Genomic DNA, 25,075 nt, shown 5'->3' with positions numbered 1-25,075 from the left:
GCCTCAACGGGGCAGTTCCTGCTGGGGCTGCCCCGTTTTCGCACTGGACAGCGCGCTTATATCCGATCCGGCGAATCTGGTCAAGGAATAACTTGCATAGGCGCGTCGTTGCGACATATAGTTGTTCTTTGCGCTCCCAGACCACCCGTGCCGTCATATTGTGGACAGCTGGCGCGCCCCGAGTATAGCGGCGGGGCAATCTCCTTGGGGTACTGGTGAGCAATTCATTGCCGACCGTCACTGTATGACAAACGGGCCCTGATCAGGCCCACGGAGGTTAGTTCCTTGGCTGCTGCGCGCACCACGTCCACTAAGAAGTCACCGAAGAACGGGCGGAACGCATCCCGCCTCTCTTTCGCCAAAATTACCGATACCCTCACCGTTCCCGATCTGCTTGCACTGCAGACCGAGAGCTTTGACTGGCTCGTCGGAAACGATGTCTGGAAGGAGCGTGTCGCCGCGGCCCAGGCCGCCGGACGTAACGACATCGCTACTCGCAGCGGACTCGAGGAGATCTTCGAGGAGATCTCCCCCATCGAGGACCTCGGCGAGACCATGCAGCTCTCGTTTGCCGAGCCGGAGCTCGAGGAGCCCAAGTACTCCATCGACGAGTGCAAGGAGCGTGGCAAGACCTACGCCGCGCCGCTCTACGTGAACGCCGAGTTCATGAACCACCTCACCGGTGAGATCAAGACCCAGACCGTCTTCATGGGCGACTTCCCGCTCATGACGGAAAAGGGCACGTTCATCATCAACGGAACCGAGCGTGTTGTCGTCTCGCAGCTCGTCCGTTCGCCCGGTGTGTACTTCGACCGCACGCCCGAGAAGCTCTCCGACAAGGACATCTACTCGGCACGCATCATCCCGAGCCGTGGCGCCTGGCTCGAGTTCGAGATCGACAAGCGCGACCAGGTCGGTGTTCGTATCGACCGCAAGCGCAAGCAATCGGTGACCGTCTTCCTCAAGGCCCTCGGCCTCACGAGCGAGGAGATCCTCGAGGAGTTCAAGGGCTTCCCGTCGATCGAGCTCACGCTCGAGAAGGACGCCATCCTCACCAAGGAGGAGGCGCTCAAGGACATCTACCGCAAGCTTCGTCCGGGCGAGCAGGTCGCCGCCGAGGCCGCGCGTGCGCTCCTCGACAACTTCTACTTCAACCCGAAGCGTTACGACCTAGCCAAGGTGGGTCGCTACAAGATCAACCGCAAGCTCGGTCTCGACACCCCGATCACCGAGTCGGTGCTCACGGTGCAGGACATCATCGCGACGATCAAGTACCTCGTCTCGCTTCACGACACCTCGTCGCCGTTCGTCTCGACCGGTGAGAACGGTGCCGTGACCATCAAGGGCACGCGCGACGGCAAGAAGGTGGATGTCCGACTCGACGTCGATGACATCGACCACTTCGGCAACCGCCGTATCCGCGCCGTCGGCGAGCTCATCCAGAACCAGGTCCGCACCGGTCTGTCGCGTATGGAGCGTGTCGTCCGCGAGCGTATGACCACGCAGGACATCGAGGCGATCACGCCGCAGACCCTGATCAACGTGCGCCCCGTCGTCGCCGCGATCAAGGAGTTCTTCGGAACCTCGCAGCTCTCGCAGTTCATGGACCAGAACAACCCGCTCGCGGGCCTCACCCACAAGCGCCGCCTCTCGGCCCTCGGCCCCGGTGGTCTGTCGCGTGAGCGCGCGGGCGTCGAGGTTCGTGACGTCCACCCGTCGCACTACGGCCGCATGTGCCCGATCGAGACGCCGGAAGGCCCCAACATCGGTCTCATCGGGTCGCTCGCATCCTTCGCGCGCATCAACGCGTTCGGTTTCATCGAGACGCCGTACCGTCGTGTCGTGAACGGCAAGGTCACGTCGACCATCGACTACCTCACCGCGAGCGAGGAGGACGACTTCGTTGTCGCCCAGGCCAACGCGCCGCTCACCGCGGACGCCAAGTTCGCCGAGTCCCACGTGCTCGCCCGTAAGAAGGGCGACGAGGTCGACCTCGTCCCCGTCGACCAGGTCGGCTACATGGACGTCTCGCCCCGCCAGATGGTGTCCGTCGCAACATCCCTCATCCCCTTCCTCGAGCACGACGACGCGAACCGCGCCCTCATGGGTGCGAACATGCAGCGTCAGGCTGTTCCGCTGCTGCGCAGCGAGTCGCCGCTCGTCGGAACCGGTATGGAGGGCTTCGCGGCCATCGACGCCGGTGACGTGCTCACCGCCGACAAGGCCGGTGTTGTCTCCGAGGTGTCGGCGGATGTTGTCACCGTGCAGCTCGACGAGGGTGGAACGCAGGACTACTACCTGCGCAAGTTCGACCGCTCCAACCAGGGCACGAGCTACAACCACCGTGTGATCGTCTCCGCTGGCGAGCGCATCGAGGCCGGTCAGGTCATCGCCGACGGCCCCGCGACGGAGAACGGCGAGCTCGCGCTCGGCAAGAACCTCCTCGTGGCGTTCATGCCGTGGGAGGGTCACAACTTCGAGGACGCGATCATCCTGTCCCAGAACCTCGTGAAGGACGACGTGCTGTCGTCGATCCACATCGAGGAGTACGAGGTGGATGCCCGTGACACCAAGCTCGGCAAGGAGGAGATCACTCGTGACCTCCCCAACGTGAGCCCCGAGCTCCTCGCCGACCTGGACGAGCGCGGAATCATCCGCATCGGCGCCGAGGTTCGCCCCGGCGACATCCTCGTCGGCAAGGTCACGCCTAAGGGTGAGACCGAGCTTTCCGCCGAGGAGCGCCTGCTCCGCGCGATCTTCAACGAGAAGAGCCGCGAGGTCCGCGACACGTCGCTCAAGGTGCCCCACGGCGTCGAGGGAACGATCATCGCGGTCAAGGAGTTCAGCGCCGACAACGACGACGAGCTCGGCTCGGGTGTCAACCAGCGTGTTGTGGTCTACATCGCTCAGAAGCGCAAGATCACGGAGGGCGACAAGCTCGCCGGCCGTCACGGCAACAAGGGTGTCATCGCCAAGATCCTGCCCGTCGAGGACATGCCGTTCCTCGCGGACGGTACCCCGGTTGACGTCATCCTCAACCCGCTCGGTATCCCCGGTCGCATGAACTTCGGCCAGGTGCTGGAGACCCACCTCGGGTGGGTCGCCAAGCAGGGCTGGGAGGTCGAGGGCAACCCGGAGTGGGCCGCGCGCCTGCCCGAGGAGGCACGCAGTGCTGCCCCCGGCACCAAGGTCGCGACGCCCGTGTTCGACGGAGCGCTCGAGGAGGAGATCGCCGGTCTGCTCGACTCGACGCTTCCGACTCGCGACGGCGACCGTCTCATCGACTCGTCCGGTAAGACCCGTCTCTTCGACGGTCGCTCCGGTGAGCCGTTCCCGGACCCGATCTCGGTCGGCTACATGTACATCCTGAAGCTCCACCACCTCGTGGACGACAAGATCCACGCTCGCTCGACGGGCCCCTACTCGATGATCACCCAGCAGCCGCTCGGTGGTAAGGCGCAGTTCGGTGGCCAGCGCTTCGGTGAGATGGAGGTGTGGGCCCTCGAGGCCTACGGTGCCGCGTACGCGCTCCAGGAGCTCCTCACGATCAAGTCCGACGACATCCTCGGTCGCGTCAAGGTGTACGAGGCCATCGTCAAGGGTGAGAACATCCAGGAGCCGGGCATCCCGGAGTCCTTCAAGGTCCTCATCAAGGAGATGCAGTCGCTCTGCCTGAACGTCGAGGTGCTCTCGGCTGACGGCACGGCCGTGAACCTGCGCGACACGGATGACGAGGTCTTCCGTGCTGCCGAGGAGCTCGGTATCAACATCTCCACGCGCTTCGAGTCCTCGTCGATCGACGAGATCTAAGCCCCGCCACCGATACGACACCTTCGTTTTTCAAGAGAGAAGATAAATTGCTCGACGTTCACGCGTTTGACGAGATCAAGATCGGCCTGGCTACAGCGGACGACATCCGTAAGTGGTCGCACGGCGAGGTCAAGAAGCCTGAAACCATCAACTACCGCACGCTCAAGCCGGAGAAGGACGGTCTCTTCGGAGAGCAGATCTTCGGCCCGTCCCGCGACTGGGAGTGCTCGTGCGGTAAGTACAAGCGAGTCCGCTTCAAGGGCATCGTGTGCGAGCGCTGCGGCGTGGAGGTCACCAAGTCCTCCGTCCGCCGCGAGCGCATGGGCCACATCGAGCTCGCTGCCCCCGTTACCCACATCTGGTACTTCAAGGGTGTTCCGAGCCGTCTCGGTTACCTCCTCGACATGGCACCGAAGGACCTCGAGAAGGTCATCTACTTCGCTGCCTACATGATCATTTCGGTGGACGAGCAGGGTCGTCACGACGACCTGCCCGGCCTCGAGAACGAGATCCGTCTCGAGATCAAGACGCTCGAGGGCCAGCGCGACACCCGTATCGCGGAGCGCCTCTCCAAGCTCGAAGAGGACCTCGCGGCCCTGGAGGCGGAGGGTGCCAAGGCCGACCAGAAGCGTCGCACCAAGGACGGCGCCGAGAAGGAGATGAGCCAGACCCGCAAGGCCTTCGACGAGCAGATCGCTCAGCTCGAGCGCGTGTGGGAGGACTTCCGCAACCTCAAGGTCGGCGACCTGAAGCCCGAGGACTCGGTCTTCCAGGAGCTGCAGGACCGCTTCGGCATGTACTTCGAGGCCCACATGGGCGCCGAGGCCATCCAGAAGCGCCTGCAGGACTTCGACCTGACCGCCGAGAGCGAGAAGCTTCACGACGAGATCGCTACCGGTAAGGGTCAGAAGAAGATCCGCGCCATCAAGCGCCTCCGTGTGGTCAACTCGTTCCTCCAGACCGGCAACTCGCCGGCCGCCATGGTGCTCGAGGTCGTCCCGGTCATCCCGCCGGAGCTGCGCCCGATGGTCCAGCTCGACGGTGGCCGCTTCGCGACCTCCGACCTCAACGACCTCTACCGTCGTGTGATCAACCGCAACAACCGCCTCCGCCGCCTGCTCGACCTCGGTGCACCCGAGATCATCGTCAACAACGAGAAGCGCATGCTGCAGGAGGCCGTTGACGCCCTGTTCGACAACGGTCGTCGTGGTCGCCCCGTCACCGGTACCGGCAACCGCGCCCTCAAGTCCCTGAGCGACATGCTCAAGGGAAAGCAGGGTCGCTTCCGCCAGAACCTGCTCGGAAAGCGCGTCGACTACTCCGGCCGTTCGGTCATCATCGTCGGCCCGCAGCTCAAGCTTCACCAGTGTGGTCTGCCCAAGCAGATGGCACTCGAGCTGTTCAAGCCGTTTGTGATCAAGCGCCTCATCGACCTCAGCCACGCTCAGAACATCAAGAGCGCCAAGCGTATGGTCGAGCGTTCGCGCCCGCAGGTGTGGGATGTGCTCGAGGAGATCATCCGTGAGCGCCCCGTGCTGCTCAACCGCGCACCTACCCTGCACCGCCTCGGCATCCAGGCCTTCGAGCCGCAGCTCGTCGAGGGCAAGGCCATCCAGCTCCACCCGCTCGTGTGTGCGGCGTTCAACGCTGACTTCGACGGTGACCAGATGGCCGTGCACCTTCCGCTGTCGGTCGAGGCTCAGGCCGAGGCCCGCGTGCTCATGCTCGCGTCGAACAACATCCTGAAGCCGTCGGACGGTCGCCCCGTGACCCTGCCGACGCAGGACATGATCATCGGTCTGCACCACCTGACCACGGTCAAGGAGGGTGCGACGGGTGAGGGCCGTGCGTTCGCGTCGATCGCCGAGGCGATCCTTGCGCACGACCAGCACACGCTCGACCTCAACGCGACCGTGCGCATCCGTCTCGACGGCCTGCACTTCGCCGAGGGCACCGCTCCCGAGGGCTTCGTGCAGGGCAAGACGTTCCTGCTCACGACCACCCTCGGTCGCGCGCTCTTCAACGAGGCTCTTCCCGAGGACTACCCCTACGTGGAGGCCGTGGCCGACAAGGGTCAGATCTCGGCGATCGTCAACGATCTCGCCGAGCGCTACCCGAAGGTGGAGGTCGCAGCAGCACTCGACCGCATCAAGGACGCAGGTTTCCACTGGGCAACCCGCTCGGGTGTGACCGTCGCGCTCTCCGACATCGTGACCCCTCCGTCGAAGCCGGAGATCATCGCGAAGTACGAGAAGCAGGCCGCAAGTGTCCAGGCCCAGTACGACAAGGGTCTGACCACCGACGCCGAGCGTCGTCAGGAGCTCATCGAGATCTGGAACAAGGCAACCGCCGAGGTCGCCACCGCGATGCAGGACAACTTCGCCACCAACAACAACATCAACCGCATGGTGTCGTCCGGTGCACGTGGTAACTGGATGCAGGTGCGCCAGATCGCCGGTATGCGTGGTCTCGTGTCGAACCCGAAGGGTGAGATCATCCCCCGCCCGATCGTGCACTCCTACAAGGAGGGCCTCACCGTGGCCGAGTACTTCATCTCGACCCACGGTGCACGTAAGGGTCTCGCCGACACCGCACTCCGTACCGCCGACTCGGGTTACCTCACGCGTCGTCTCGTCGATGTCTCGCAGGACGTCATCATCCGTGAGGACGACTGCGGCACCTCGAAGGGTCTCGACATGCCGATCGCCGAGCAGGGTGCCGACGGCACCTGGGCTCTCGCGGCAAACGTCGAGAACTCGGTCTACGCGCGTAGCCTCGCTGCCGACGCCGTGAACGACAAGGGGGAGGTCATCGCTCCTGCCGGGTCCGACGTGGGCGACGTGCTCCTCGACACGCTCCTTGCCGCCGGTGTGCACAACATCAAGGTGCGCTCGGTGCTCACGTGTGAGTCCGCTGTCGGTGTGTGTGCCGCGTGCTACGGCCGTTCGCTCGCGACCGGTCTGCTCGTCGACATCGGTGAGGCCGTCGGTATCATCGCCGCTCAGTCCATCGGTGAGCCGGGAACCCAGCTCACGATGCGTACCTTCCACACCGGTGGTGTGGCATCGGCGGATGACATCACCCAGGGTCTGCCCCGTGTGACCGAGCTCTTCGAGGCTCGCACCCCGAAGTCGGCTTCCCCGATCGCGGAGGCGGCTGGCCGCATCTCAATCGAGGACGGCGACCGCACCCGCAAGATCATCCTCACGCCCGACAACGGCGATGAGCCGATCGCGTACCCGGTGCTGCGCCGTGCAACCCTCCTCGTCGAGGACGGTCAGCACGTCGAGCTCGGCCAGCAGTTCCACGTCGGAAACCTGGACCCGAAGGAAGTTCTTCGCGTCAAGGGTGTCCGTGCGGTGCAGCAGCACCTCGTGGACGGTGTGCAGGGCGTCTACCGCTCGCAGGGTGTGCCGATTCACGACAAGCACATCGAGGTCATCGTTCGTCAGATGCTGCGCAAGGTGACCGTTGTCGACCACGGCGACACCGACCTGCTCCCCGGTGAGCTCGTCGACCGCCAGAAGTACAACGAGATCAACCGCGCATCGCTGACCGAGGGCAAGAAGACCGCGTCGGCACGTCAGGAGGTCATGGGTATCACCAAGGCGTCGCTGGCGACCGAGTCGTGGCTGTCGGCCGCGTCCTTCCAGGAGACGACCCGCGTTCTCACGCAGGCCGCCATGGAGGGCAAGTCCGATCCGCTCATGGGTCTCAAGGAGAACGTCATCATCGGAAAGCTCATCCCGGCCGGTACCGGTCTGGCGCGCTACCGCGACGTCTCCGTCGAGGCGACCGAGGAGGCTCGGGCCGAGCGTTACCCGAACCGCATCTTCGCGGACGACCTCGGTGTGAGCGAGGCCGACTTGAGCTTCGTCGACTTCGACAGCTTCAGTTCGGACGACTTCACGCCCGGCACCTACAACTGATCCGCGCGCGGGGCGCAAGCCCCGCGCCTGATCAGGTTGAGCGGCCGCCCCTACCGGGCGGCCAGTCGAAACCTCTAGCACCAACCACAACGGCCTCGTCACCTTCGGGTGGCGGGGCCGTTGTGCTGCCTTACGGATGCCTGGAGTGCGTTGTCCCTACGGATGCCCCGCGTAGGGCACCCCGTGATGCTCCTGCCGCGTTCCCGTGTCGCTCAGGATCGTGGCGGCGGCGTCGCGGCCCGGCGGGAGCAGTCGCGCGACAACGCGTCCCGCGGTCGCGGCATCCAGTGCCTGAACGATGTCGGCCATCACGGCGCGCAGCGTCGCATCGTCGAGGGCCTCGGGGTTGCGGTCATCGAGAAGCACAACTTCTACTCCGCGCCTCCGGGCTGCGCGTGCCGCCGCAACCACGTCGGCACTGGCCAGTGCGCGCGCCCGGAGGCCGTCGCGGAGCTCCGCTTCGGCCACCGCAAACTCGACCCTGTCCTCGGGTGTGAGGGGCCCGCCGTCGACGATGCGCGCGAGGAGCGGCGTTGCGAGCGCGTCCAGCTCCTGTAGCCGTTCGTTGCGCTCCGCGGTGCTGGCCAGGCCGGCGGCCTCCAGCATGGCGCGTGCGGAGGTCTGCTCCGCGAGGCGGCGGAGCGTGGCATCCGCTCGTCGGAGCCCCACCGTGAAGAGGGTGCCGACGAGCAAGATCGCGAGCTGCTTGCCGATGAGGAAAAGCGAGACGATGAGGCCGACATCCGTTGTGAGACCCCACACAACGATCACCGCGGACTGGGCACCGAAGCCGAGCCAAGCGATACCGAGGCGCCCGCGCAGCGCGAGGAAAAACATCGTTACCGTGCCGGCGCCGTAATACCACTGGGCGTGGCCGCCGGGCACAACGATGTACCAGGTGCTCGCCAGCGCGACGATCGTCCACGCCACTGCCGAGATCAGTGCGGTCGAGAGGCGCACGGGGGTCGCCGTGTCGGCGGTCAGAAGGATGCCGATGACAACAAGCACACCGAGGCCGAGAACAGTCGGCCACGGCGTGGAGATCTCGTCCATGCTCCACACCGCGAGGATCCCGCTCGCGACGATGTAGGCCCACAGGAGGATGTGGGTTCCCCGACCCGTGAAGTCGACCTTGTCGACGCCCCCCGCGCTCACGAGTCGCTCCACTCGAGCACAACCAGGGTGCCGCGTCCGCGCGACGATTCCACGCGCGACGCTCCGCCAGGGACGGCAGCCATCCTTCCGCGGATGCTGACGGCGATGCCGAGACGATGAGGCGCGACATCCGAGGCGTCGAAACCGGGGCCGTCATCGGCGATTCGCGCCACGATGCCACGATCCCGTGCGCTGACGACAACAGAGAGTGTCGCGTCCGGCGCGTGCGAGAGGCTGTTGCGCACGGCCTCCGAGGTGGCTTCGGCGAATGCCGCGGCCACATAACTGGGTACGTCGCGGACGCGCTCGAAGCTCGCCTCGAATCGAGCGTCGATGGATGCCTCGAGCACAACCGATCTCAGGCGTGACACGAACTCGTCGACTCGCACCCCCGTGGGCGTTTCTTCGCGACCGCCGCGCAGCACCTCCAGCTCGTCGAGCGCAGCGCGGGCCTGGCGTCGCACGGAATCCTCCAGTCGCGGGTCATCGCGTGATGCGTAGTACAGCGTGTTCATGACCTCGTCGTGCACGAGTGCGTCGAGCCTGGCCTGCTCCTGTGCGCGGGCCGTCGCGGCCGCGGAGCGAGCGGCCGCCTCGCGTAGGGTCTGGGTTGCGGTGTCGACGGCGGCCGCGTTTCGCATGGCCGCGATAGCCAGCGCCGTAAAGAGGCCGGCGAGGATTACCGTCAGCAGAGCGTATTTGACCCCGATGTCCCAGTCGTCCAGACCGTGGGCCACCCAGCGAAGAGGAGCCTCGAGGATCGAGGTCGCGAGGAGGTAGCCCCAGGCGATGCTGGGGCGCCAGGCCAGCGCGGCACACGCGGTGCCGATGGCGGGCATCTCGAGCACCCACGGCGGAAGCTCGGTGGGCAAGGATTCGGGGCCAACGGCGAAGACGAGCGCGAGTTGCGCCACGAGGAACGCGATCGCGTAGACGCCGTGGGCGATACGGATGCCTCTCAAGGGCACCAGGAACACGGTGACGAGCAGTACCCCGTAGCCGCCGAACACGATTCCGAGTGCGAGCGGTGTGTACCAGGGCGCGAGGTACGCCGTCCCGCCCACGATCGGACCGAGCGAGATCGTGCCGAGCAGGAGGGCTCCTGCGGCGATGACGACGGTGATGGTGCGGGCGACCTGTTCCTCGGCGCGCCTGCTCTCTGTGGTCGGGATCACGATTCGGGGGAGGGCAGGATCCCGTCTTCGACGGCCCGCTTGTAGAGGTCAACCTTGGTGTGTGCAGGCCGTCCGGCGATCGCGTACTTGGTGCGGATTCGGCGCACGTATTCGGCTACCGTCCCCGCCGACAGACCGGCGCGGTTGGCGACGGTCACGGACTTCTCGCCCGACGCGTACAGAGCGAGTACTTCACGCTCTTTCGGGCTGAGACCAGCCGAGAATGTCCCGTCCGCGTCGAGGGCCGCGGCCCACTCTGTTGTGGCCACGGTCAATCCGCGGGCCGCGTTTCGGACGGCGTCGATGATGGCGTCGCGCGAATCGGACTTGCGCACGATCCCGAGTACCCCACCGCGGGAGGCGGCACGCACTTCGTTGGCGTTGTCGGCCGCGGTGAAGGCCAGTACCCGAGCGCCGGCATCCTGCAACACGGCGAGATTGCGCGCGACCGTCGAGCCGTCGGAGAGCCTGATATCGAGGACAACAAGATCGAGGTCCGCAACGAGCGGCAGAACATCGTCGACGCTCGTGGCGGAGGCGACGAGTTCGATGTCGTCTACATCGCCGAGAAGGGAGGCGAATCCCAGCCTGACTGTCTCGTGATCGTCGACGTGGGCAACACGAAGCGGCGGTGGCGCGTCGTTCGTCATCCTGTCCTCCACAAAGCCCAGCAATTTCGAGGATGCCACGAATCCGGGTTCCATGCAGAAACATGGGGTACCGCTGTCCCCCGAACGGGTGTCATGGAAAGCGACGACTGATATACCGTTCTGTCCCTTGCGAGCATGAAGCACCCGAGAAAACGGAGTCGCACCGTGAATCGCCTTGCAATCGACGACTTCCTCGCCACGATTCTGGCGAGCTGGTCTGAAGCCGCTGCCGAGTGGCAGCCTCCAGGGCAGGGGTCTGCCCACCTCTGCACGACCTGTTCTTCCTCGCTCGTGGCGCGCGTTCTCGACCTGTCAGCATGGCCGCACGACCTCATGCACCACCTCGCATCGACTCTGGATGCCGCAGCCGTCGACATCCAGGACACCCTCCAGGATCGCTCGATCCCCGGTTACGGGAGCGGCGCCGGCGCCGTCGCCCGATACGTGACCGACACCGTGCGCAAGCAGCGCGACGACCTCGGGGAGATCCTCACCCACTGCGTCGAACCCCGAATCGAGGCCTTCGTCTCGCGAGCTGTCGACGCGATCCTTCCCCGCGTCGCGCTCTAGCGTCGCGTCGAGCGTCCCCCGGTTACGGGGGTGACAGTGCGCACACCCCACGATTAGCTAGAGAAGCCGCTTTTCGCTGGGGGAGGTGTAAACGTGGCGTCTCTAGCCGAGATTCTGATCCTGCACGGAATCATGCCCATCGAGAGCATCGATATCGGGCTCGATGACGACGCCCTCGTCGCCGACCTCATGGATCGGGGCCGCATCTCTCCGGCCCAGCTTGCTGCCGCGCGTGCAGCGCAGGCCGGCATGCCGTTTGTCGAGCTGCTCGACTATCCCGTCGATGCGCGAGCCGTCGGCATCGTGCCACCCGCGCTGTGCCGCCGCCACGACGTGCTGCCGGTGGGGTTCGCCGGGGGATACCTGATCCTCGCGATCGCCGACCCCAGCAACATCCTCGCGATCGACGACGTGCGAGCGCTCGCCGGTCAGCCCGTCAAGTGTGTGGTCGCAGAACTCAGCGACCTTCGCGCGGCGCTTGACCGCTACATCCGGGCCGATGGCGAACTCAGCAGCCTCTCGTCTGCCATCGAAGAAGAGGCGGCAGCCTCGGCCGCCGAACTCGTGCGCCAGCAGGGGGTCGTCGAGGCGCGCGAGGATGACGCACCCATCGTGCGTTTTGTGAACCTGCTCATCAGCCAGGGCATCCAAGACCTCGCATCGGACATCCACATCGAGCCCGGCGAGTTCGACATGGGGGTTCGTTATCGCATCGACGGCGTTATGCACGAGATGCAGCGCGCGCCCAAGAACATTCAGAACGGTGTCATCTCGCGACTGAAGATCATGGCCGACATCGACATCGCCGAGCGACGCCGACCGCAGGATGGCCGGATGTCGGTGAGCCACGGTGGTCGCAAGATCGACCTTCGTGTCGCGACCCTCCCCACGGTGTGGGGGGAGAAGGTCGTCATGCGAATCCTCGACAACAACTCGTCGAGCATGGACATGGCCGACCTCGCCCTGCTGCCCCACAACTTCGAGGCGTACCGCAGGTCGTACTCCAAGCCGTACGGCATGATCCTCGTCACCGGTCCGACCGGATCGGGCAAATCGACGACCCTGTACACGACCCTCCACGCCGTCGCGCGGCCGGAGATCAACGTCATCACGGTCGAGGATCCCGTCGAGTACCGGATGGCGGGCATCAACCAGGTTCAGGTCAACCCCAAGGCGGGCCTCACGTTCGCGAGCGCTCTGCGCAGCATCCTGCGCTCCGATCCCGATGTTGTGCTCCTCGGTGAGATTCGCGACCACGAGACAGCACAGATCGCCATCGAGGCTTCGCTCACCGGCCACCTCGTGCTGTCGACCCTGCACACGAACGACGCCCCGAGCGCTGTCACCCGTCTCACCGAGATGGACATCGAGCCGTTCCTGGTCGGCTCGGCGCTGGACTGCGTGGTCGCCCAGCGTCTTGCGCGTCGCCTGTGCGAACGCTGCAGGCAGCCCTATCAGCCCGATGTCAATGAGATCGCCGGTCTCGGCTTCGGTTATCAGGCGGGTCAGCCCATGGGGCAGTTGTTCCGGCCGGTCGGATGCGCGAGCTGCTCGAACACCGGATACCGCGGTCGTTTGGCGCTCCACGAGGTCATGACCGTCACCGAGGAGATCGAGCGGCTTGCCGTTGCGCGCGCGTCAAGCGCGGAGATCGCCCGTATGGCGATCCATCAGGGCATGCAGACGCTCCGCCAGGACGGCTGGGCGAAAGCGCAACTCGGACTCACGTCCATCGAGGAAATTTTGAGAGTGGTGGCCTGACCGTGAATAAACCGATCTACGAGATCCCTGTCAACCAGGGCCTGCGCAACTCGCCGCCGGTTGCGCCCCCCGGCGCGCCGCCGACCGACCCCAACACCTATGGCCCGCCCCCAACCACTCAGCAGGTTCCGGTAAACCCGCTCGCGTCGGCTCCGCCGCCGAGTGTGCCGCCCGCAGGTGTGCCATCGAACGCCGTGCCGCCGATGATGGCTCCGCCTGCCCCGGCAACCGGAGCCACCCCCACGTTCCCGGCAGCGCCAACCGGTGCCGTGCCCACGATGCCGCACACGGGCGCCACACCGACGTTCCCGCCAGCGGCACCCGCCTTCTCTCCGCCCGCGACGGCGGCGTTCCCTCCGCCAGCGGCGCCCACGAGCACGACCCAGACCTCAGCGCTCCGGGGGGATCCGGACCTCATGGCAGCGCTTCAGGAGGTGCTCCTGAACGGGGCATCCGACCTCCACGTCTCGGTCAACACACCTCCGATGATCCGCATCGACGGTTCGCTGCGACCCGTGAACGGCGCGGAGCCGTGGCCGCGGCACAAGGTCACCGACGCGCTCTACAGCATCATGAGTGTCGAGCAGCGCGAGCGCTTCGAGGACCGCCTCGAGCTCGACTTCGCGTACTCGGTGTCGGCCAATGCGCGCTTCCGTGTGAACTTTTACCAGCAGCGCGGCGCGATCGGTGGGGCATTCCGTCTCATCCCGACCGAGGTCAAACAGCTCAAGGATCTCGGTGTGCCCGAGGTGGTCGGCGAGTTCGCGAAACTTCCGCGCGGCCTCGTACTTGTCACCGGGCCCACGGGTTCCGGCAAGTCGACGACACTCGCCGCGCTCATCGATCTCGTCAATCGCACGCGATCCGACCACATCATGACGGTCGAGGACCCGATCGAGTTTGTGCACTCCAACCAGCGTTCGCTCGTGAACCAGCGCGAGGTCGGCCAGGACACGCACAGCTTCGCGGATGCCCTCAAACACGTACTGCGCCAAGACCCCGATGTCATCCTCATCGGTGAGCTCCGCGACCTCGAGACGATCTCGACCGCCCTCACCGCGGCTGAGACAGGTCACCTCGTGTTCGCGACCCTGCACACGCAGGATGCCCCGCAGACCGTCGATCGCATCATCGATGTCTTCCCACCCCACCAGCAGGGTCAGATCCGAACGCAGCTCGCGGCAACCCTGCAGGGCGTGATGTGCCAGACGCTCGTCAAGCACGCGAGCGGAACGGGTCGCGTCGTGGCCACCGAAATCCTCTTCATGACACCGGCCATCGCCAACCTCGTCCGCGAGGGCAAGACGTACCAGATCCCTACCGCGTTACAGGCTGGTCGCGGAATGGGGATGCAGACCATGGATCAGCACCTCGCCGATCTTGTGAACTCGGGCAGGATTACTCACCGCGCGGCCCTCGAGAAGGTGCACGACGCCGAGGGCTTCGCTCGACTCGTGCAGCGCCCGGAGTCGCGTCAGCCCATCAGCGATGCGGGCATCGACTTCGGCGACGCGTTCTCGGGAGGTCGCTGATGAGTACCGCAACCGCGGCCCGCACCTACGAGTACCGCGCGCGAGACGGCAAAGGCAAGGTCGTCAAGGGCCGTGTCGAGGCAGGCTCGGAGTCCGCCGTCATCGCGCGGCTCGCGGGAATGGGGGTTGCACCGCTCAGCATCCGTGAGGTCGGCACCGGCACCGGGCTGCAGACCGAGATCACACTCGCCGGCTTCGAGCGCGGTGTCGGCCTCAAGGACCTCGCCATCATGAGCCGTCAGATGTCGACGATGATCTCGGCCGGACTCTCGATTCTTCAGACCCTCAACATCCTCGCCTCGCAAACCGAAAACAAAAAGCTCGCGAAGACCCTCGGTGAGGTGCGGTCGGACGTGGAGCGCGGCAACTCGCTCTCCGACTCGTTCGCGCGCCACGAGCGGGTGTTCCCGCCGCTCATGATCAACCTCATCCGCGCGGGAGAGACGGGCGGATTCCTCGAGAAGTCGACCGATGCGATCGCGATGAACTTCGAGAAGGAGGTGGCGCTGCGCAATAAGGTCAAGGCGGCGCTCACCTATCCGGTGATCGTTCTCGTGATGGCGATCGTCGGTGTCATCCTCATGCTCGCGTTTATCGTTCCGGTCTTCGCGAAGATGTACGGCGACCTAGGCGGTCAACTGCCCCTCCCGACGCAAATCCTGGTGACACTCTCGGGCGCGATGGTCTGGCTCGCGCCGACCCTCGCCGTGCTCATCGTGGCGTTCTCGATCTGGTGGTCGCGGAACAAACACAAGGAATCCGTGCGCGAGGTCGTGGACCCCATCAAACTCAAACTGCCCGTCTTTGGAACCCTGACCGCCAAGATCGCGATCGCCAGGTTCGCGCGCAACTTCTCCACCATGATCGGATCCGGTGTGCCCATTCTGCGGTCACTCTCCATCGTGGGGGAGACGAGTGGAAACATGGTCATCCAGAAGGCGCTGCTGCGTGTGCAGGAGTCCGTTCGTACCGGTGGCACCGTTGCGGCTCCGCTTTTGTCGGAACCCGTGTTTCCCGCCATGGTCACGCAGATGATGGCCGTCGGCGAGGATGCCGGTGCCCTCGAGCCCATGCTCGAGAAGATCGCGGTCTTTTACGACAGCGAAGTCGAGGCGATGACCGACCAGCTCACCGCGCTCATCGAACCCCTCATGATTGCCTTCCTGGGCATTGTGATCGGCGGAATGATCGTGGCGCTCTACATGCCGATGTTCGGCATCATCGGCGAAGTCCAGGGCGCGTGATTTGTACCCCAAAACTGGGGTCGCCATTTCCGTAAATCACCCCCATTCAAGGGATTTTGCGTCCGGCTTGTACCCCGCAATGTATGTCGTAGGGGGAATACACACCTCCTGTCCATGTCATCAAGGAACAGGAATCCATCAATGTTTACTGCACTCAACCAGCGGCTCTCCGCCCTTCGCAATCGTGTCAGCCAGGGGGAGAAGGGCTTCACGCTCATCGAGCTCCTCATCGTCGTTCTGATCATCGGCGTGCTCGCCGCAATTGCGATCCCGATCTTTATCAACGTCCAGGCGACCGCTCGCGACAACACTGCCAAGACGACGGTGACCGACGCCAAGACCGCCGTGGTGGCGCACTACACGGCCACCGGCGAACTGCCGGAGGCGATCGAGGACTCCGGTTTCGTTCCTAGCGAAGAGGTCGATTTCGACTACTTCGCCGCTGGCGAGGCCTTCTGCATTAGCGCGAGCTTCGACGGAGGACGCGTCTTCAAGACGACCGATTCCACGTCGACCGAGGGTGAGCAGACTACGGAGACCGCCTGCACCACTGCCGCGGGCTAGATAGCACCACAGCGAGCGGCGGATGCCCGGCCCGAACCGGCATCCGCCGCTCCAGCACCACAAACAGCAGCACACAGCTCAGCGACTCTGGGGGGAGGGGAGCATGAACCACATCATTGACGACGAGTCCGGCCTCGGGCTCATCGAGATCGTCGTCTCCATGTTCCTCATCGCGCTCATCGCGATAGCCTTCCTTCCCTTCCTCATCAACAGCTACGGCACGACCCGCACCAACACGACCCTCGCTACGGCGACTCAGCTCCTCGACCAGCAGTTCGACCAGCTCCGACAGCTCTCGACTCGTAACTGCGCTGGTCTCACGACGTTCAAGAACCGCGCGGACACTACCCTCGATCGTGTCGTGGACACCGAGCGCAACGTCACTCTCACCGTCTCGCGCACGTTCGCGTGCCCCTCGAACGCCGCTCAGACCGGCTCCGAGAAGATGACCATTTCGATCCTGGACTCGACGTCGGGTCGAGTGGTCACGAGCGCTTCAACGATTGTGTTCGTGGAACCATGAGCGAACCCTTCCTCGTCCGCGACTCCGGCATGAGCCTGGCCGAGCTCCTCGTCTACGTCATGCTCCTCGTTGTCATCACCGCAATCGCGGGGTCTCTGCTCATCACGGCTCTCACGAGCCAGCGCGACCTCACCGCGATGGCGAGCGCCACGAGCCGAGCGCAAGTGGTGGCGGCATCCATCGAGAAGGGTGTGCGCACGGCATCCACCGTCAGCGCACCGGCGGCGACGGCCATCGGCCAGCGCCTGGTCACCCGCACCGGCACCTTCGCGGCCGCCGGAACCGCGACGTGGCAATGCCAATCGTGGCTCATTACGCCTGCGGGGGACGTGTATCACCGCACCTCTACCGCGGCGATCGCGGCCCCAACAAGCCTGTCGCCGTCGGGCCTGAGCGGATGGTCGCTCATTGCGGAGCGCGTCCGCACGGCCCCCGGCGCCACAGCCGCGTTCACCGTCAACGGCGGAACGGTGAGTCTCGCCATCGAAGCTCAAGCGGAGGGCGACGGCGCCCCCGCGCTCGTGACCAACCGCATCAGCAAGCAAACCTTACCGACGACATCAGGAACGGGGCCGGCCACATGTTGAGGCTTCTCCGCGCGCTCCGGCGCGACGACCAGGGCGCGGCCCTCGTCACAGTTGTGGCCCTCGCCGCGATCTCCATCGTTGTTGTCACCGCGATCGGCACGTCGCTCGTCGCCGCGAGTAGCATCACCGTCACTTCGCGGTCGAGCGTGCAGTCGAAGGCGTCGGCCGAGGCGGGTATCGAGTGGGCGCTCGGCGAGTTCAACCGCGGGTACTTCCCGTGTCAGGGCGATCAGCGTTCGTCCGACCCGGCGTTCCTCGTCACCATCACCTATGTGAGCGCGACGGGAACCACACTGTCGTGCAGCACCTCGGCATCCGGAAGCCCCGCCACGGCCACGATCGACTCGACCGGGTACGCCGCGATCGGCTCGAACACTCACCGCATCGGCGCGAAGGCGACCATTACTCTCGCAACGTCGGGGGCTCTCCTCGACCAAGCCGTGTTCACCGAGTCGAGCCTCGTTCTCACCAACGACTCGCTCGTGCAGGGGTCGGCTCCGGGGGTTTTGGACGGAGACGTCTACACGAACGGGAACCTGACGTGTATGACTCAGAACCGCATCGAGGGGGAGATGATTGCGCGGGGCAACATCACCATCGAGAACACGTGCCAGGCACTGGACTCCCTCTGGGCGGGTGGCAATGTCGACCTACGGCAGTCGGATGTCCGCATCGCCGGTGATGTGTATGCGGCGGGTTCCGCGGCCATCAACAAGGCCCGCATCCTCGGCAACGTCGTCGCTAACGGGGACGTAAGCACCACCAACAAGTCGAACTCGAACTGCGGAAGCGGTAGCTCGACGAACGTGTGTGGATCGGTGTGGTCTCTCAACGGGGCAATCAACCTCGCGAGCAACGGATCGCCCATTGCCGGCTCGCTCTACGCCCGCAATGGCGTCACGCTCCCCAACAACGACGAGACTCCCCGGCCAGCCGGGGTCGTCTCGCTCAATGGCGGCCTCACGATGCTGGGCTCGAAGGTCACCGGACAGGTGAGTGTCTACGGCTCGATCTCGAGTTCGAATGCCCAGAACAACATCAACAAATCCAACACGTGCAGCCAAACGGTGGACAGCACTTATTGGACCAAATGCACCGCTCCGTCGGTTCTGCCCATGGTGTCCAACCCGCGGGCGAGCTTCACACCGTCGGGCTCGACCAACCTCGGAACCCGGGCGCAAGTGGTGTCCGTCAACAAGCCGCCACGACAGGGTTTCCCGCAGATCCTGTCGACCTCCACCGCGATCGCCCAACATTGGAGCGGATGGGTCAAGCCCGTGGTTCCCGCTGATGCGTGCGCGAGCGGGAACGCCATGCAGACCGAACTCACCAAGATCATCGGCAACTACTCATCGGGAACGAAGCTTCTCCTTCAGATGCCGTGCACAGACAAGCTGCCGGGAAACAACCTCTCCCTCACGCTTAAGGGTGACCTCGCGATCATGGCCCCACGCGGCGTCAACTGGGAGAACGACACCAGAATCTCGTCGTCCGGTGGCCCGTGGACCTTTATGGTCATCGCCCCCTCCGACTCGCCGGGAGTCACCTGGAGCCAGCCGGATCCGACCGGCGCACCCGGGCAACTCTCGCCCACATGCTCCGGCGGCCCGACCCTCTACTTCCAAAAGCTCCTCGTGAGCAACTCGACGCGCATCTTCCTCTACACACCGTGCCTCGTCCAGATCAAGAACAAGCAGGACAGCATGGACGGCCAGATCTACTCGGGTAGCGGCAGCTACGATTCGGGCCTCCTCATCAAGCGCGCCATCATGACCGTGCCGGGTGTCGAGATCCCCGGCCAGACGTCCGGATCGTCGAGCACGTCAGCGGTCATCACGAGCAGATACGACATCGGATGATGGGCGTCGCACTTGTCGCAGCGGGCCTCCTCGGTTCCCTCATCGGCTCCTTCCTCAACGTTGTTGTATATCGCGTGCCACGTCGGCTTTCGGTTGTGAATCCGCCGAGCGCCTGCCCGAACTGTGGCGCGGGCATCCGGGCCATCGATAACGTGCCCGTGCTTTCGTGGCTGATTCTGCGCGGTCGCTGCCGGGATTGCGGTACCGCGATCTCGCCGCGGTACCCGCTCGTCGAGCTCGGCACCGCGTTGTTTTTTGTTCCCGTGGCGTTCGTGTTTTTCCCGACCGCCACCACGGCGCTCGGTGTCGCGAGTGACGTGGTCGTTCTCGTTGCGTTCCTCGCGCTCGCCGCGGTGAGTGTCTCGCTCGCCCTCATCGACCTGGACACCTCGACGCTGCCGAATCGCATCGTTGTGCCTGCACTCGTCACCATCGCGGTCCTGCTCGCGGTCGCAGCAGCCCTGCGCGGTGACCCCGGCGCGATCATCCGTGCGCTCGTCGGGGGCGCTGCCCTCTTCCTCTTTTATCTCGCGCTCGCGCTCGTCTCGCGCGGCGGCATGGGTATGGGTGACGTGAAGCTCGCGGCACTTCTCGGCCTGGCAACGGCCTGGGTCGGATGGCCGGCGCTCGTTGTCGGCGCGTTCGCGGCCTTTGTGCTCGGTGGGGTGTTCGCACTCGTTCTTCTCATCGCGCGGCGCGTCGGTCGGCGTTCGTCGGTGCCGTTCGGACCGTGGATGCTCGCCGGCGCGTGGATCGGGATCTTCTTCGGCGACGCCCTCTGGCAGGGCTACGCACACATCATCGGACTGGCAGGGGGAGCTGGTGGCTAAAAGAGTGGTGGGGGTGGACTTCGGTCATCGCGCAATCCGCGCGGTGGAGGTCGATAACCCGGTGGGTACGTCGGGGCGTGTTGTGCGCTCGGCGGAGGTGACGGTTCCCGACACGGCGATCGTCGACGGCGAGGTGCGTGAGGTGCACACCGTCGCATCCGCGCTCAAGCGACTGTGGAGCACGGGAGGTTTCAAGACCAAGCGTGTGGTGCTCGGGATGGGCAACAGCCGTGTGCTCGCTCGTGATCTCACCGTGCCATCGATGCCTCTCGATCAGATCCGCGAGACGCTGCCCTTCCAAGCGCAGGACCTTCTGCCGGTGCCGTCTGCGGGCGCCATTCTCGACTTCTACCCGATCTCGCACGGCATGGGCGAGAACGGCGCGGTCGTCAACGGGCTGCTGATCGCCGCCCTCAAAGATGTGGTGCTCGCCAACGTTTCCGCGGTGCGAACGGCAGGGCTCGAGACAGTGGGGGTCGACCTCATCCCGTTCTCGCTCACACGACTCCTCGCCGACTCGGGCGGTCGCGAAACGGTCGGCTACATCGACGTCGGCGCGACCACCACGAGCGTCACGATCGCGACCGGGGGTGTTCCCCAGTTCGTGCGCATCATCCCCGCGGGCGGTGAGGATGTCACTCGCGCACTCGTCGAGCGCGCCGAGTTCACTCACGAGCAGGCGGAGCGCGCCAAGGTGGTGCTCGGCATCCCGCTCGGCCCCGTCGAAGCGGACCAGCGAGCGGTCGCCGACATCATCGTGACCGAGGCCGGCCAACTCCTCACGGGGCTTCGCAACACACTCAACTACTTCGTGAGCTCTCGCGGCACCGCGATCTCACGGGTTGTCGTCACCGGCGGCGGCGCACAGCTGCGCGGGTTCGTGAACGCCCTCAGCGAGATGACCCAGTTGCCCGCGCAGGTGGCAGACCCAGCGAGCGATACCCGGATGACGGTGGCGCTCAGCCTCGCGAAGGGGAGTACGGCAGCATGAGCGGCACACGAGTCCTCACCCGCAAGCCGTCCGCGGCCCCGGATGCCCCCGCCTTCGTCGCTGCGGTTCCCCGGGTCGACCTGCTCCCGCCGGAGGTTCACGAACAACGCAAGATGCGGTCCACCCGGTCGACGATCCTGCTCCTTGCGATCCTCGCCATCGTGGTGGTGGGTGGTGGTTACGCCTTCGCCACACTTCGCGTGATGCAGACGTCGTTGGCGCTCGCCGCAGAGCAGGAGCGCACACTCGACCTCCTGGCGCAGCAGCAGGAGTTCATCGAGGTGCGGCACATCCAATCCCGGGTGACGGCGAGCGAGGCCGCGGAGCGCGTTGGCACGTCGACCGAGGTCGACTGGACGAACCTCCTCGGTCAGGTTGTCGCATCCCAGCCCGCCGGTATGTCGCTCGTGACCGTGGATATCCAGTCGGTGACACCCACGACGCCGTTCCCTCAGCCCACCGTGCCTCTGCAGGGGCCACGCATCGCCGCCGTGAAGGCGTCGTTCTCGAGTGGTTCGCCCATCGATTCCGCGGCTCTCATCGAGTCTCTGTCAACCAACGTCGTTGGCGCTGCGGAGGTGTTGCTCGTCGATACGGGTGAGAACGAGGGAGTGTTCACGTCGAATCTCGTGATCTATGTGGATAAGGACGCCCTCGTTGTCGCCGAAGGTGAGGTCAGCGAATGAGTGCTCGACGGATCTGGATTATCGCCGGCTCGATCGCGATCGCGGCGATCCTCGTACTCGGCTGGTTCGCCGCCGTGTCTCCGGTTCTCGCCCAGGCCGGGGCCAATGACGACGACCGCGCCGCCGTGGCGGAGCAGAATGCGGGCCACGAGGCGACCCTCGCTGACTTGCGGAATGAGTACGAGAACATCGGGCAGCTGCGCGCGGACCTCGACGGCCTCGTGAGCGCACTCCCGCCGAGAGAGGCCATGCCGGAGCTGATTCGCGAGGTCGGCAACGCGGCCACCGCGAGCGGTGTCGCGCTCGTGGCGATCAAGGCATCGGATGCCGTCGGCTTCGTGCCTGCCGTCAATGCTCCGGCCGATTCGGCCGCTGCCCCGGCGGAGGCCACCGACTCGGGCACCGACTCAACCGCCGAGGGTTCGGATGCCGCCACCGAAGAACCGGCAGCCGCCACTGATCCCGCCGTCGACCCCGCCGGGGGAGTTGTCGCCGTCGACCCCGGGGATCTCGCGCTGCTGCCGCCCGACCGGTTCATCGTCATACCCGTCGAGATCCAGGTCTCCGGCGCGCAGGATCAGATGATCGCCATGGCCAGGGCGCTGCAGTCCATGAACAGAACGTTTGTCGTGACCGCGTTCACGATCGATTCGGGGGAGCCACCCCGCGCGACGATCTCCGGCTACGCCTACGTGCTCACCGATGACACCGGCGTGCTCACTCCCGACACGGAGGAGCCGTCTCCCACAGAAGCTCCCGCCACCTAGGGCGGGCCGTAGCCGGGCGCACCCCCTCGTCATCCCCCTGACGTCGGGGTGCGTCCCGTTGCTAGGCTGACCGCATGAGCGAGACGACGCCACCGCCGAAGCCGCGAACGAAGAAGACCGAGGTCATCGAAGACGCGGTCGTCGTCGAGGAGACACCTCTCGTCTCGCCGCCCGAGGCGACCGCACCCCCGGTGACGGTGCCCCCCACCGTCGTTGAGCCGCAGCCCGAGCCGGTTGCGGTTCAGGAGCCCGAGCCGGTCGCACCGCAGCAGCCCGAGCCCGTCGTGGCGCCCGAACCCCAGTACGTGTACGTCCACACTCCTCCGCCTCCCGCGAGGAAGGGCAACCGGGGTGTCGGAATCGCGATCGCCGCGGCATCAGCGCTCATCTTTTTTGTCGTCTTCATCGTGATCGTCGCCTTCATCAACCTGTCGCGCACGGGGGAGTTCTCCTTCGACTTCCTTGCCAACGGAACCATCTACCTGCCGGTGCTGTTCTTCCTGCTCGGGTTTGCCGTGGTCGTGGTTCTCGCGAATCGGGCAAACTGGTGGGCCTACATTTTGGGCAGCATCCTCGTGGCCCTCGTCGTCTACTTCGGCACCATCGGTGCGGTCATGCTCACGAACAACGTCATCCTCCGCACCCCGGAGGAGGCGGCCGCGATGTTCGCCGCCGGTCTCGTCGATCCGATCGTCATCACCGCCGCGCTGCTCGCCCGCGAGGTTTCGCTGTGGACGGGAGCACTCATCGCCCGCCGCGGTCGCCGCGTGACGGCTCGCAACGTTGAGGCCCGCGCCGCCTGGGAACGTGAGGTCGCCGACACCAAGGCGCAGTATGAGCGCACCGCATACCCCGCGCCCTGATTCGAGACTCCTTCCCGTCCTCGTGACGGTGACCTATCTCGCGGCCGTCATCGCCGTCTCGGGTTTCCTCAGTCTCGGCCTCGACCGTGACGTCATTGACTATCCGGACGCTGGCCCCTATCTCGGAATCGTCATGGTGGTGGCGGCAGGGCTCGTGACGTGGTCGGGATGCCGCGGGGTTGCAGCCCTGCGCGGGCCGTGGGGTCGCGCCGTCGTGACCGGTATCGGATGCTTCGCCGCGATCGTTATCGCGGGGGCCATCGGGTACTCCCTCATCCGGGCATCCATCGCGACCGTCGTTGTCTCGGCGGCCCATTTCGCACTGAGTCCGTTCACCCTCGCGGCTGCCCTACTCTCGATAGGAGCTGTTGTCGGCGCATGGGCCATCGCGCGCGATGGCCGCGACGCGATGTGAACCTCCCGTGAATATCGGGTGATGCCCCGTCCGCCCGGAGCGGAATCAGTTGACCGGCGGGCTTGCTGGGGCTATTCTCGATCGGGTGTGCGCTTTGTCGCGCCCATGTCGTGTGCCCTCCCGGGTCTCGATAGGGAACGACACTCCACATCACCGGGATTCGCCCACCGGGCGGCCCCCACGGCATACCCAGCAGCCACGGCCCTCAGGGCCGGTGCGCGCCGGGTCGGATGCTCAAACATCAACCCGCTGTCACCGTGCAGCAATTACAAGGAGTCAAGTAGTGCCCACCATTCAGCAGTTGGTGCGCAAGGGACGTACGCCGAAGGTCACCAAGACCAAGGCTCCCGCCCTTCGTTCCAACCCGCAGCAGCGCGGCGTTTGCACCCGCGTTTACACGACCACGCCCAAGAAGCCGAACTCGGCTCTGCGCAAGGTCGCCCGTGTCAAGCTCTCCAACGGCACCGAGGTCACCGCCTACATTCCCGGCGAGGGCCACAACCTGCAGGAGCACTCGATGGTGCTCGTTCGCGGTGGTCGTGTGAAGGACCTCCCCGGCGTTCGTTACAAGATCGTCCGCGGCGCCCTCGACACCCAGGCAGTCAAGAACCGCAAGCAGGCTCGCAGCCGCTACGGCGCGAAGATGGAGAAGAAGTAATGCCTCGTAAGGGTCCAGCTCCCAAGCGCCCGGTCGTCGCAGACCCCGTCTACGGCGCCCCCATCGTCAGCCAGCTCGTCAACAAGATCCTCCTCGACGGCAAGAAGGGCCTCGCCGAGCGCATCGTTTACGGTGCACTCGAGCAGGTCTCTGCCAAGACCGGTCAGGATGCCGTTGTCACGCTCAAGAAGGCGCTCGACAACGTGCGCCCGACCCTCGAGGTCAAGTCCCGCCGCGTCGGTGGCTCGACGTACCAGGTGCCGGTTGAGGTCAAGGCGCACCGCGCCAACACCCTCGCCCTTCGCTGGCTCACGAGCTACGCCAAGTCGCGCCGCGAGAAGACGATGACCGAGCGACTCACCAACGAGATTCTCGACGCCTCGAACGGCCTCGGTGCCGCGGTCAAGCGCCGCGAGGACACCCACAAGATGGCCGAGAGCAACCGCGCCTTCGCGCACTACCGCTGGTAAAAGACGTCGATCGGGCCAGTCGAGATCGACACGGTC

Annotated in this window: 22 protein-coding genes; 18 read left to right on the top strand and 4 right to left on the bottom strand. The window is 65.3% G+C overall.

Annotation, left to right across the window (positions count from 1 at the left end):
* The first annotated feature begins 285 nt into the window (after positions 1–285).
* Together rpoB and LH407_RS05695 are read left to right on the top strand one after the other, a co-directional pair.
* Positions 286–3,810 (top strand): DNA-directed RNA polymerase subunit beta, encoded by a 3,525-nt coding sequence (gene rpoB, locus LH407_RS05700; RefSeq protein WP_322132259.1) that lies wholly within the window; start codon positions 286–288, stop codon positions 3,808–3,810.
* A gap of 47 nt (positions 3,811–3,857) precedes the next feature.
* Positions 3,858–7,739: a DNA-directed RNA polymerase subunit beta' gene (locus LH407_RS05695; protein ID WP_322132260.1), complete on the top strand. Its 3,882-nt coding sequence runs from the start codon at positions 3,858–3,860 to the stop codon at positions 7,737–7,739.
* 156 nt (positions 7,740–7,895) lie between these two features.
* Here the strand turns inward: LH407_RS05695 and LH407_RS05690 are convergent, their stop codons facing one another.
* The 3 genes from LH407_RS05690 to LH407_RS05680 are packed head-to-tail and all read right to left on the bottom strand — an operon-like array spanning position 7,896 to position 10,719.
* Positions 7,896–8,894, bottom strand: coding sequence for a hypothetical protein (locus tag LH407_RS05690; RefSeq protein WP_322132261.1), 999 nt, complete (start codon positions 8,892–8,894; stop codon positions 7,896–7,898).
* Entirely contained in the window at positions 8,891–10,069 is a 1,179-nt protein-coding gene (locus LH407_RS05685) for a sensor histidine kinase (protein WP_322132262.1), read from the bottom strand. Before LH407_RS05685 ends, LH407_RS05690 begins: the two co-directional genes overlap by 4 nt.
* Entirely contained in the window at positions 10,066–10,719 is a 654-nt protein-coding gene (locus LH407_RS05680) for a response regulator transcription factor (protein ID WP_322132263.1), read from the bottom strand. Before LH407_RS05680 ends, LH407_RS05685 begins: the two co-directional genes overlap by 4 nt.
* Before the next feature lie 165 nt (positions 10,720–10,884).
* Between LH407_RS05680 and LH407_RS05675 the strand changes: the two genes are divergently transcribed.
* Positions 10,885–11,289, top strand: coding sequence for a hypothetical protein (locus LH407_RS05675; RefSeq protein ID WP_322132264.1), 405 nt, complete (start codon positions 10,885–10,887; stop codon positions 11,287–11,289).
* Between the two features lie 93 nt (positions 11,290–11,382).
* Positions 11,383–13,050 carry a GspE/PulE family protein gene (locus tag LH407_RS05670; protein WP_322132265.1) on the top strand — a complete coding sequence of 556 codons (1,668 nt, stop codon included), beginning with the start codon at positions 11,383–11,385 and terminating at the stop codon, positions 13,048–13,050.
* A gap of 118 nt (positions 13,051–13,168) precedes the next feature.
* Here the strand turns inward: LH407_RS05670 and LH407_RS05665 are convergent, their stop codons facing one another.
* A complete protein-coding gene (locus LH407_RS05665; RefSeq protein WP_322132266.1) occupies positions 13,169–13,468 on the bottom strand; it encodes a hypothetical protein in 300 nt (99 codons plus the stop codon).
* On the opposite strand from LH407_RS05665, the gene LH407_RS05660 reads away from it, so the two are divergent.
* The 14 genes from LH407_RS05660 (at position 13,467) to rpsG (ending at position 25,039) form a co-directional block, all read left to right on the top strand.
* The gene (locus LH407_RS05660; protein WP_322132267.1) at positions 13,467–14,582 is read left to right on the top strand and encodes a type IV pilus twitching motility protein PilT; all 1,116 of its coding nucleotides are present in this window, start codon (positions 13,467–13,469) and stop codon (positions 14,580–14,582) included. The two genes, LH407_RS05665 and LH407_RS05660, sit on opposite strands and share 2 nt — an antisense overlap.
* Entirely contained in the window at positions 14,582–15,826 is a 1,245-nt protein-coding gene (locus LH407_RS05655) for a type II secretion system F family protein (protein ID WP_322132268.1), read from the top strand. Before LH407_RS05660 ends, LH407_RS05655 begins: the two co-directional genes overlap by 1 nt.
* 141 nt (positions 15,827–15,967) lie before the next feature.
* Positions 15,968–16,390, top strand: a complete 423-nt coding sequence (locus LH407_RS05650; protein ID WP_322132269.1) for a type IV pilin protein — start codon at positions 15,968–15,970, stop codon at positions 16,388–16,390.
* Positions 16,391–16,493: 103 nt separating this feature from the next.
* Positions 16,494–16,913: a hypothetical protein gene (locus LH407_RS05645; RefSeq protein ID WP_322132270.1), complete on the top strand. Its 420-nt coding sequence runs from the start codon at positions 16,494–16,496 to the stop codon at positions 16,911–16,913.
* Complete coding sequence (locus LH407_RS05640; protein ID WP_322132271.1) at positions 16,910–17,500, top strand: hypothetical protein; 591 nt, start codon at positions 16,910–16,912, stop codon at positions 17,498–17,500. Before LH407_RS05645 ends, LH407_RS05640 begins: the two co-directional genes overlap by 4 nt.
* On the top strand, positions 17,494–19,359 hold the full coding sequence (locus LH407_RS05635; RefSeq protein WP_322132272.1) for a hypothetical protein: 1,866 nt from the start codon (positions 17,494–17,496) through the stop codon (positions 19,357–19,359). The genes LH407_RS05640 and LH407_RS05635 overlap by 7 nt, the downstream gene beginning before the upstream one ends.
* Positions 19,356–20,189 (top strand): prepilin peptidase, encoded by an 834-nt coding sequence (locus LH407_RS05630; protein ID WP_322132273.1) that lies wholly within the window; start codon positions 19,356–19,358, stop codon positions 20,187–20,189. The genes LH407_RS05635 and LH407_RS05630 overlap by 4 nt, the downstream gene beginning before the upstream one ends.
* Positions 20,182–21,180, top strand: coding sequence for a type IV pilus assembly protein PilM (gene pilM, locus LH407_RS05625; RefSeq protein WP_322132274.1), 999 nt, complete (start codon positions 20,182–20,184; stop codon positions 21,178–21,180). Before LH407_RS05630 ends, pilM begins: the two co-directional genes overlap by 8 nt.
* Positions 21,177–21,866: a hypothetical protein gene (locus tag LH407_RS05620; protein ID WP_322132275.1), complete on the top strand. Its 690-nt coding sequence runs from the start codon at positions 21,177–21,179 to the stop codon at positions 21,864–21,866. Before pilM ends, LH407_RS05620 begins: the two co-directional genes overlap by 4 nt.
* The gene (gene pilO / locus LH407_RS05615) at positions 21,863–22,633 is read left to right on the top strand and encodes a type 4a pilus biogenesis protein PilO (RefSeq protein WP_322132276.1); all 771 of its coding nucleotides are present in this window, start codon (positions 21,863–21,865) and stop codon (positions 22,631–22,633) included. Before LH407_RS05620 ends, pilO begins: the two co-directional genes overlap by 4 nt.
* A gap of 74 nt (positions 22,634–22,707) precedes the next feature.
* The gene (locus LH407_RS05610; protein ID WP_322132277.1) at positions 22,708–23,496 is read left to right on the top strand and encodes a hypothetical protein; all 789 of its coding nucleotides are present in this window, start codon (positions 22,708–22,710) and stop codon (positions 23,494–23,496) included.
* Positions 23,468–23,911, top strand: a complete 444-nt coding sequence (locus LH407_RS05605) for a DUF6121 family protein (RefSeq protein ID WP_322132278.1) — start codon at positions 23,468–23,470, stop codon at positions 23,909–23,911. Before LH407_RS05610 ends, LH407_RS05605 begins: the two co-directional genes overlap by 29 nt.
* A 283-nt stretch (positions 23,912–24,194) precedes the next feature.
* Positions 24,195–24,569, top strand: a complete 375-nt coding sequence (gene rpsL / locus LH407_RS05600; protein ID WP_322132279.1) for a 30S ribosomal protein S12 — start codon at positions 24,195–24,197, stop codon at positions 24,567–24,569.
* A complete protein-coding gene (gene rpsG / locus LH407_RS05595; protein WP_322132280.1) occupies positions 24,569–25,039 on the top strand; it encodes a 30S ribosomal protein S7 in 471 nt (156 codons plus the stop codon). The genes rpsL and rpsG overlap by 1 nt, the downstream gene beginning before the upstream one ends.
* Positions 25,040–25,075: the final 36 nt, after the last annotated feature.

It is taken from the genome of Antiquaquibacter oligotrophicus (genome assembly GCF_020535405.1).
Classification (GTDB): Bacteria; Actinomycetota; Actinomycetes; order Actinomycetales; family Microbacteriaceae; genus Rhodoglobus; species Rhodoglobus oligotrophicus.
This window is presented reverse-complemented; position numbering and strand designations above follow the sequence as displayed.

Excerpts from the sequence above, each read along its gene's own strand:
- LH407_RS05605 (WP_322132278.1), top strand. The coding sequence starts at position 23,468 with ATGAGCGCACCGCATACCCCGCGCCCTGATTCGAGACTCCTTCCCGTC.
- LH407_RS05655 (WP_322132268.1), top strand. The coding sequence starts at position 14,582 with ATGAGTACCGCAACCGCGGCCCGCACCTACGAGTACCGCGCGCGAGAC.
- LH407_RS05640 (WP_322132271.1), top strand. The coding sequence starts at position 16,910 with ATGAGCGAACCCTTCCTCGTCCGCGACTCCGGCATGAGCCTGGCCGAG.
- LH407_RS05660 (WP_322132267.1), top strand. The coding sequence starts at position 13,467 with ATGGCAGCGCTTCAGGAGGTGCTCCTGAACGGGGCATCCGACCTCCAC.
- LH407_RS05650 (WP_322132269.1), top strand. The coding sequence starts at position 15,968 with ATGTTTACTGCACTCAACCAGCGGCTCTCCGCCCTTCGCAATCGTGTC.
- LH407_RS05645 (WP_322132270.1), top strand. The coding sequence starts at position 16,494 with ATGAACCACATCATTGACGACGAGTCCGGCCTCGGGCTCATCGAGATC.
- rpsG (WP_322132280.1), top strand. The coding sequence starts at position 24,569 with ATGCCTCGTAAGGGTCCAGCTCCCAAGCGCCCGGTCGTCGCAGACCCC.
- LH407_RS05630 (WP_322132273.1), top strand. The coding sequence starts at position 19,356 with ATGATGGGCGTCGCACTTGTCGCAGCGGGCCTCCTCGGTTCCCTCATC.
- LH407_RS05635 (WP_322132272.1), top strand. The coding sequence starts at position 17,494 with ATGTTGAGGCTTCTCCGCGCGCTCCGGCGCGACGACCAGGGCGCGGCC.
- LH407_RS05680 (WP_322132263.1), bottom strand. The coding sequence starts at position 10,719 with ATGACGAACGACGCGCCACCGCCGCTTCGTGTTGCCCACGTCGACGAT.
- LH407_RS05620 (WP_322132275.1), top strand. The coding sequence starts at position 21,177 with ATGAGCGGCACACGAGTCCTCACCCGCAAGCCGTCCGCGGCCCCGGAT.
- LH407_RS05610 (WP_322132277.1), top strand. The coding sequence starts at position 22,708 with ATGAGCGAGACGACGCCACCGCCGAAGCCGCGAACGAAGAAGACCGAG.
- LH407_RS05665 (WP_322132266.1), bottom strand. The coding sequence starts at position 13,468 with ATGAGGTCCGGATCCCCCCGGAGCGCTGAGGTCTGGGTCGTGCTCGTG.
- pilO (WP_322132276.1), top strand. The coding sequence starts at position 21,863 with ATGAGTGCTCGACGGATCTGGATTATCGCCGGCTCGATCGCGATCGCG.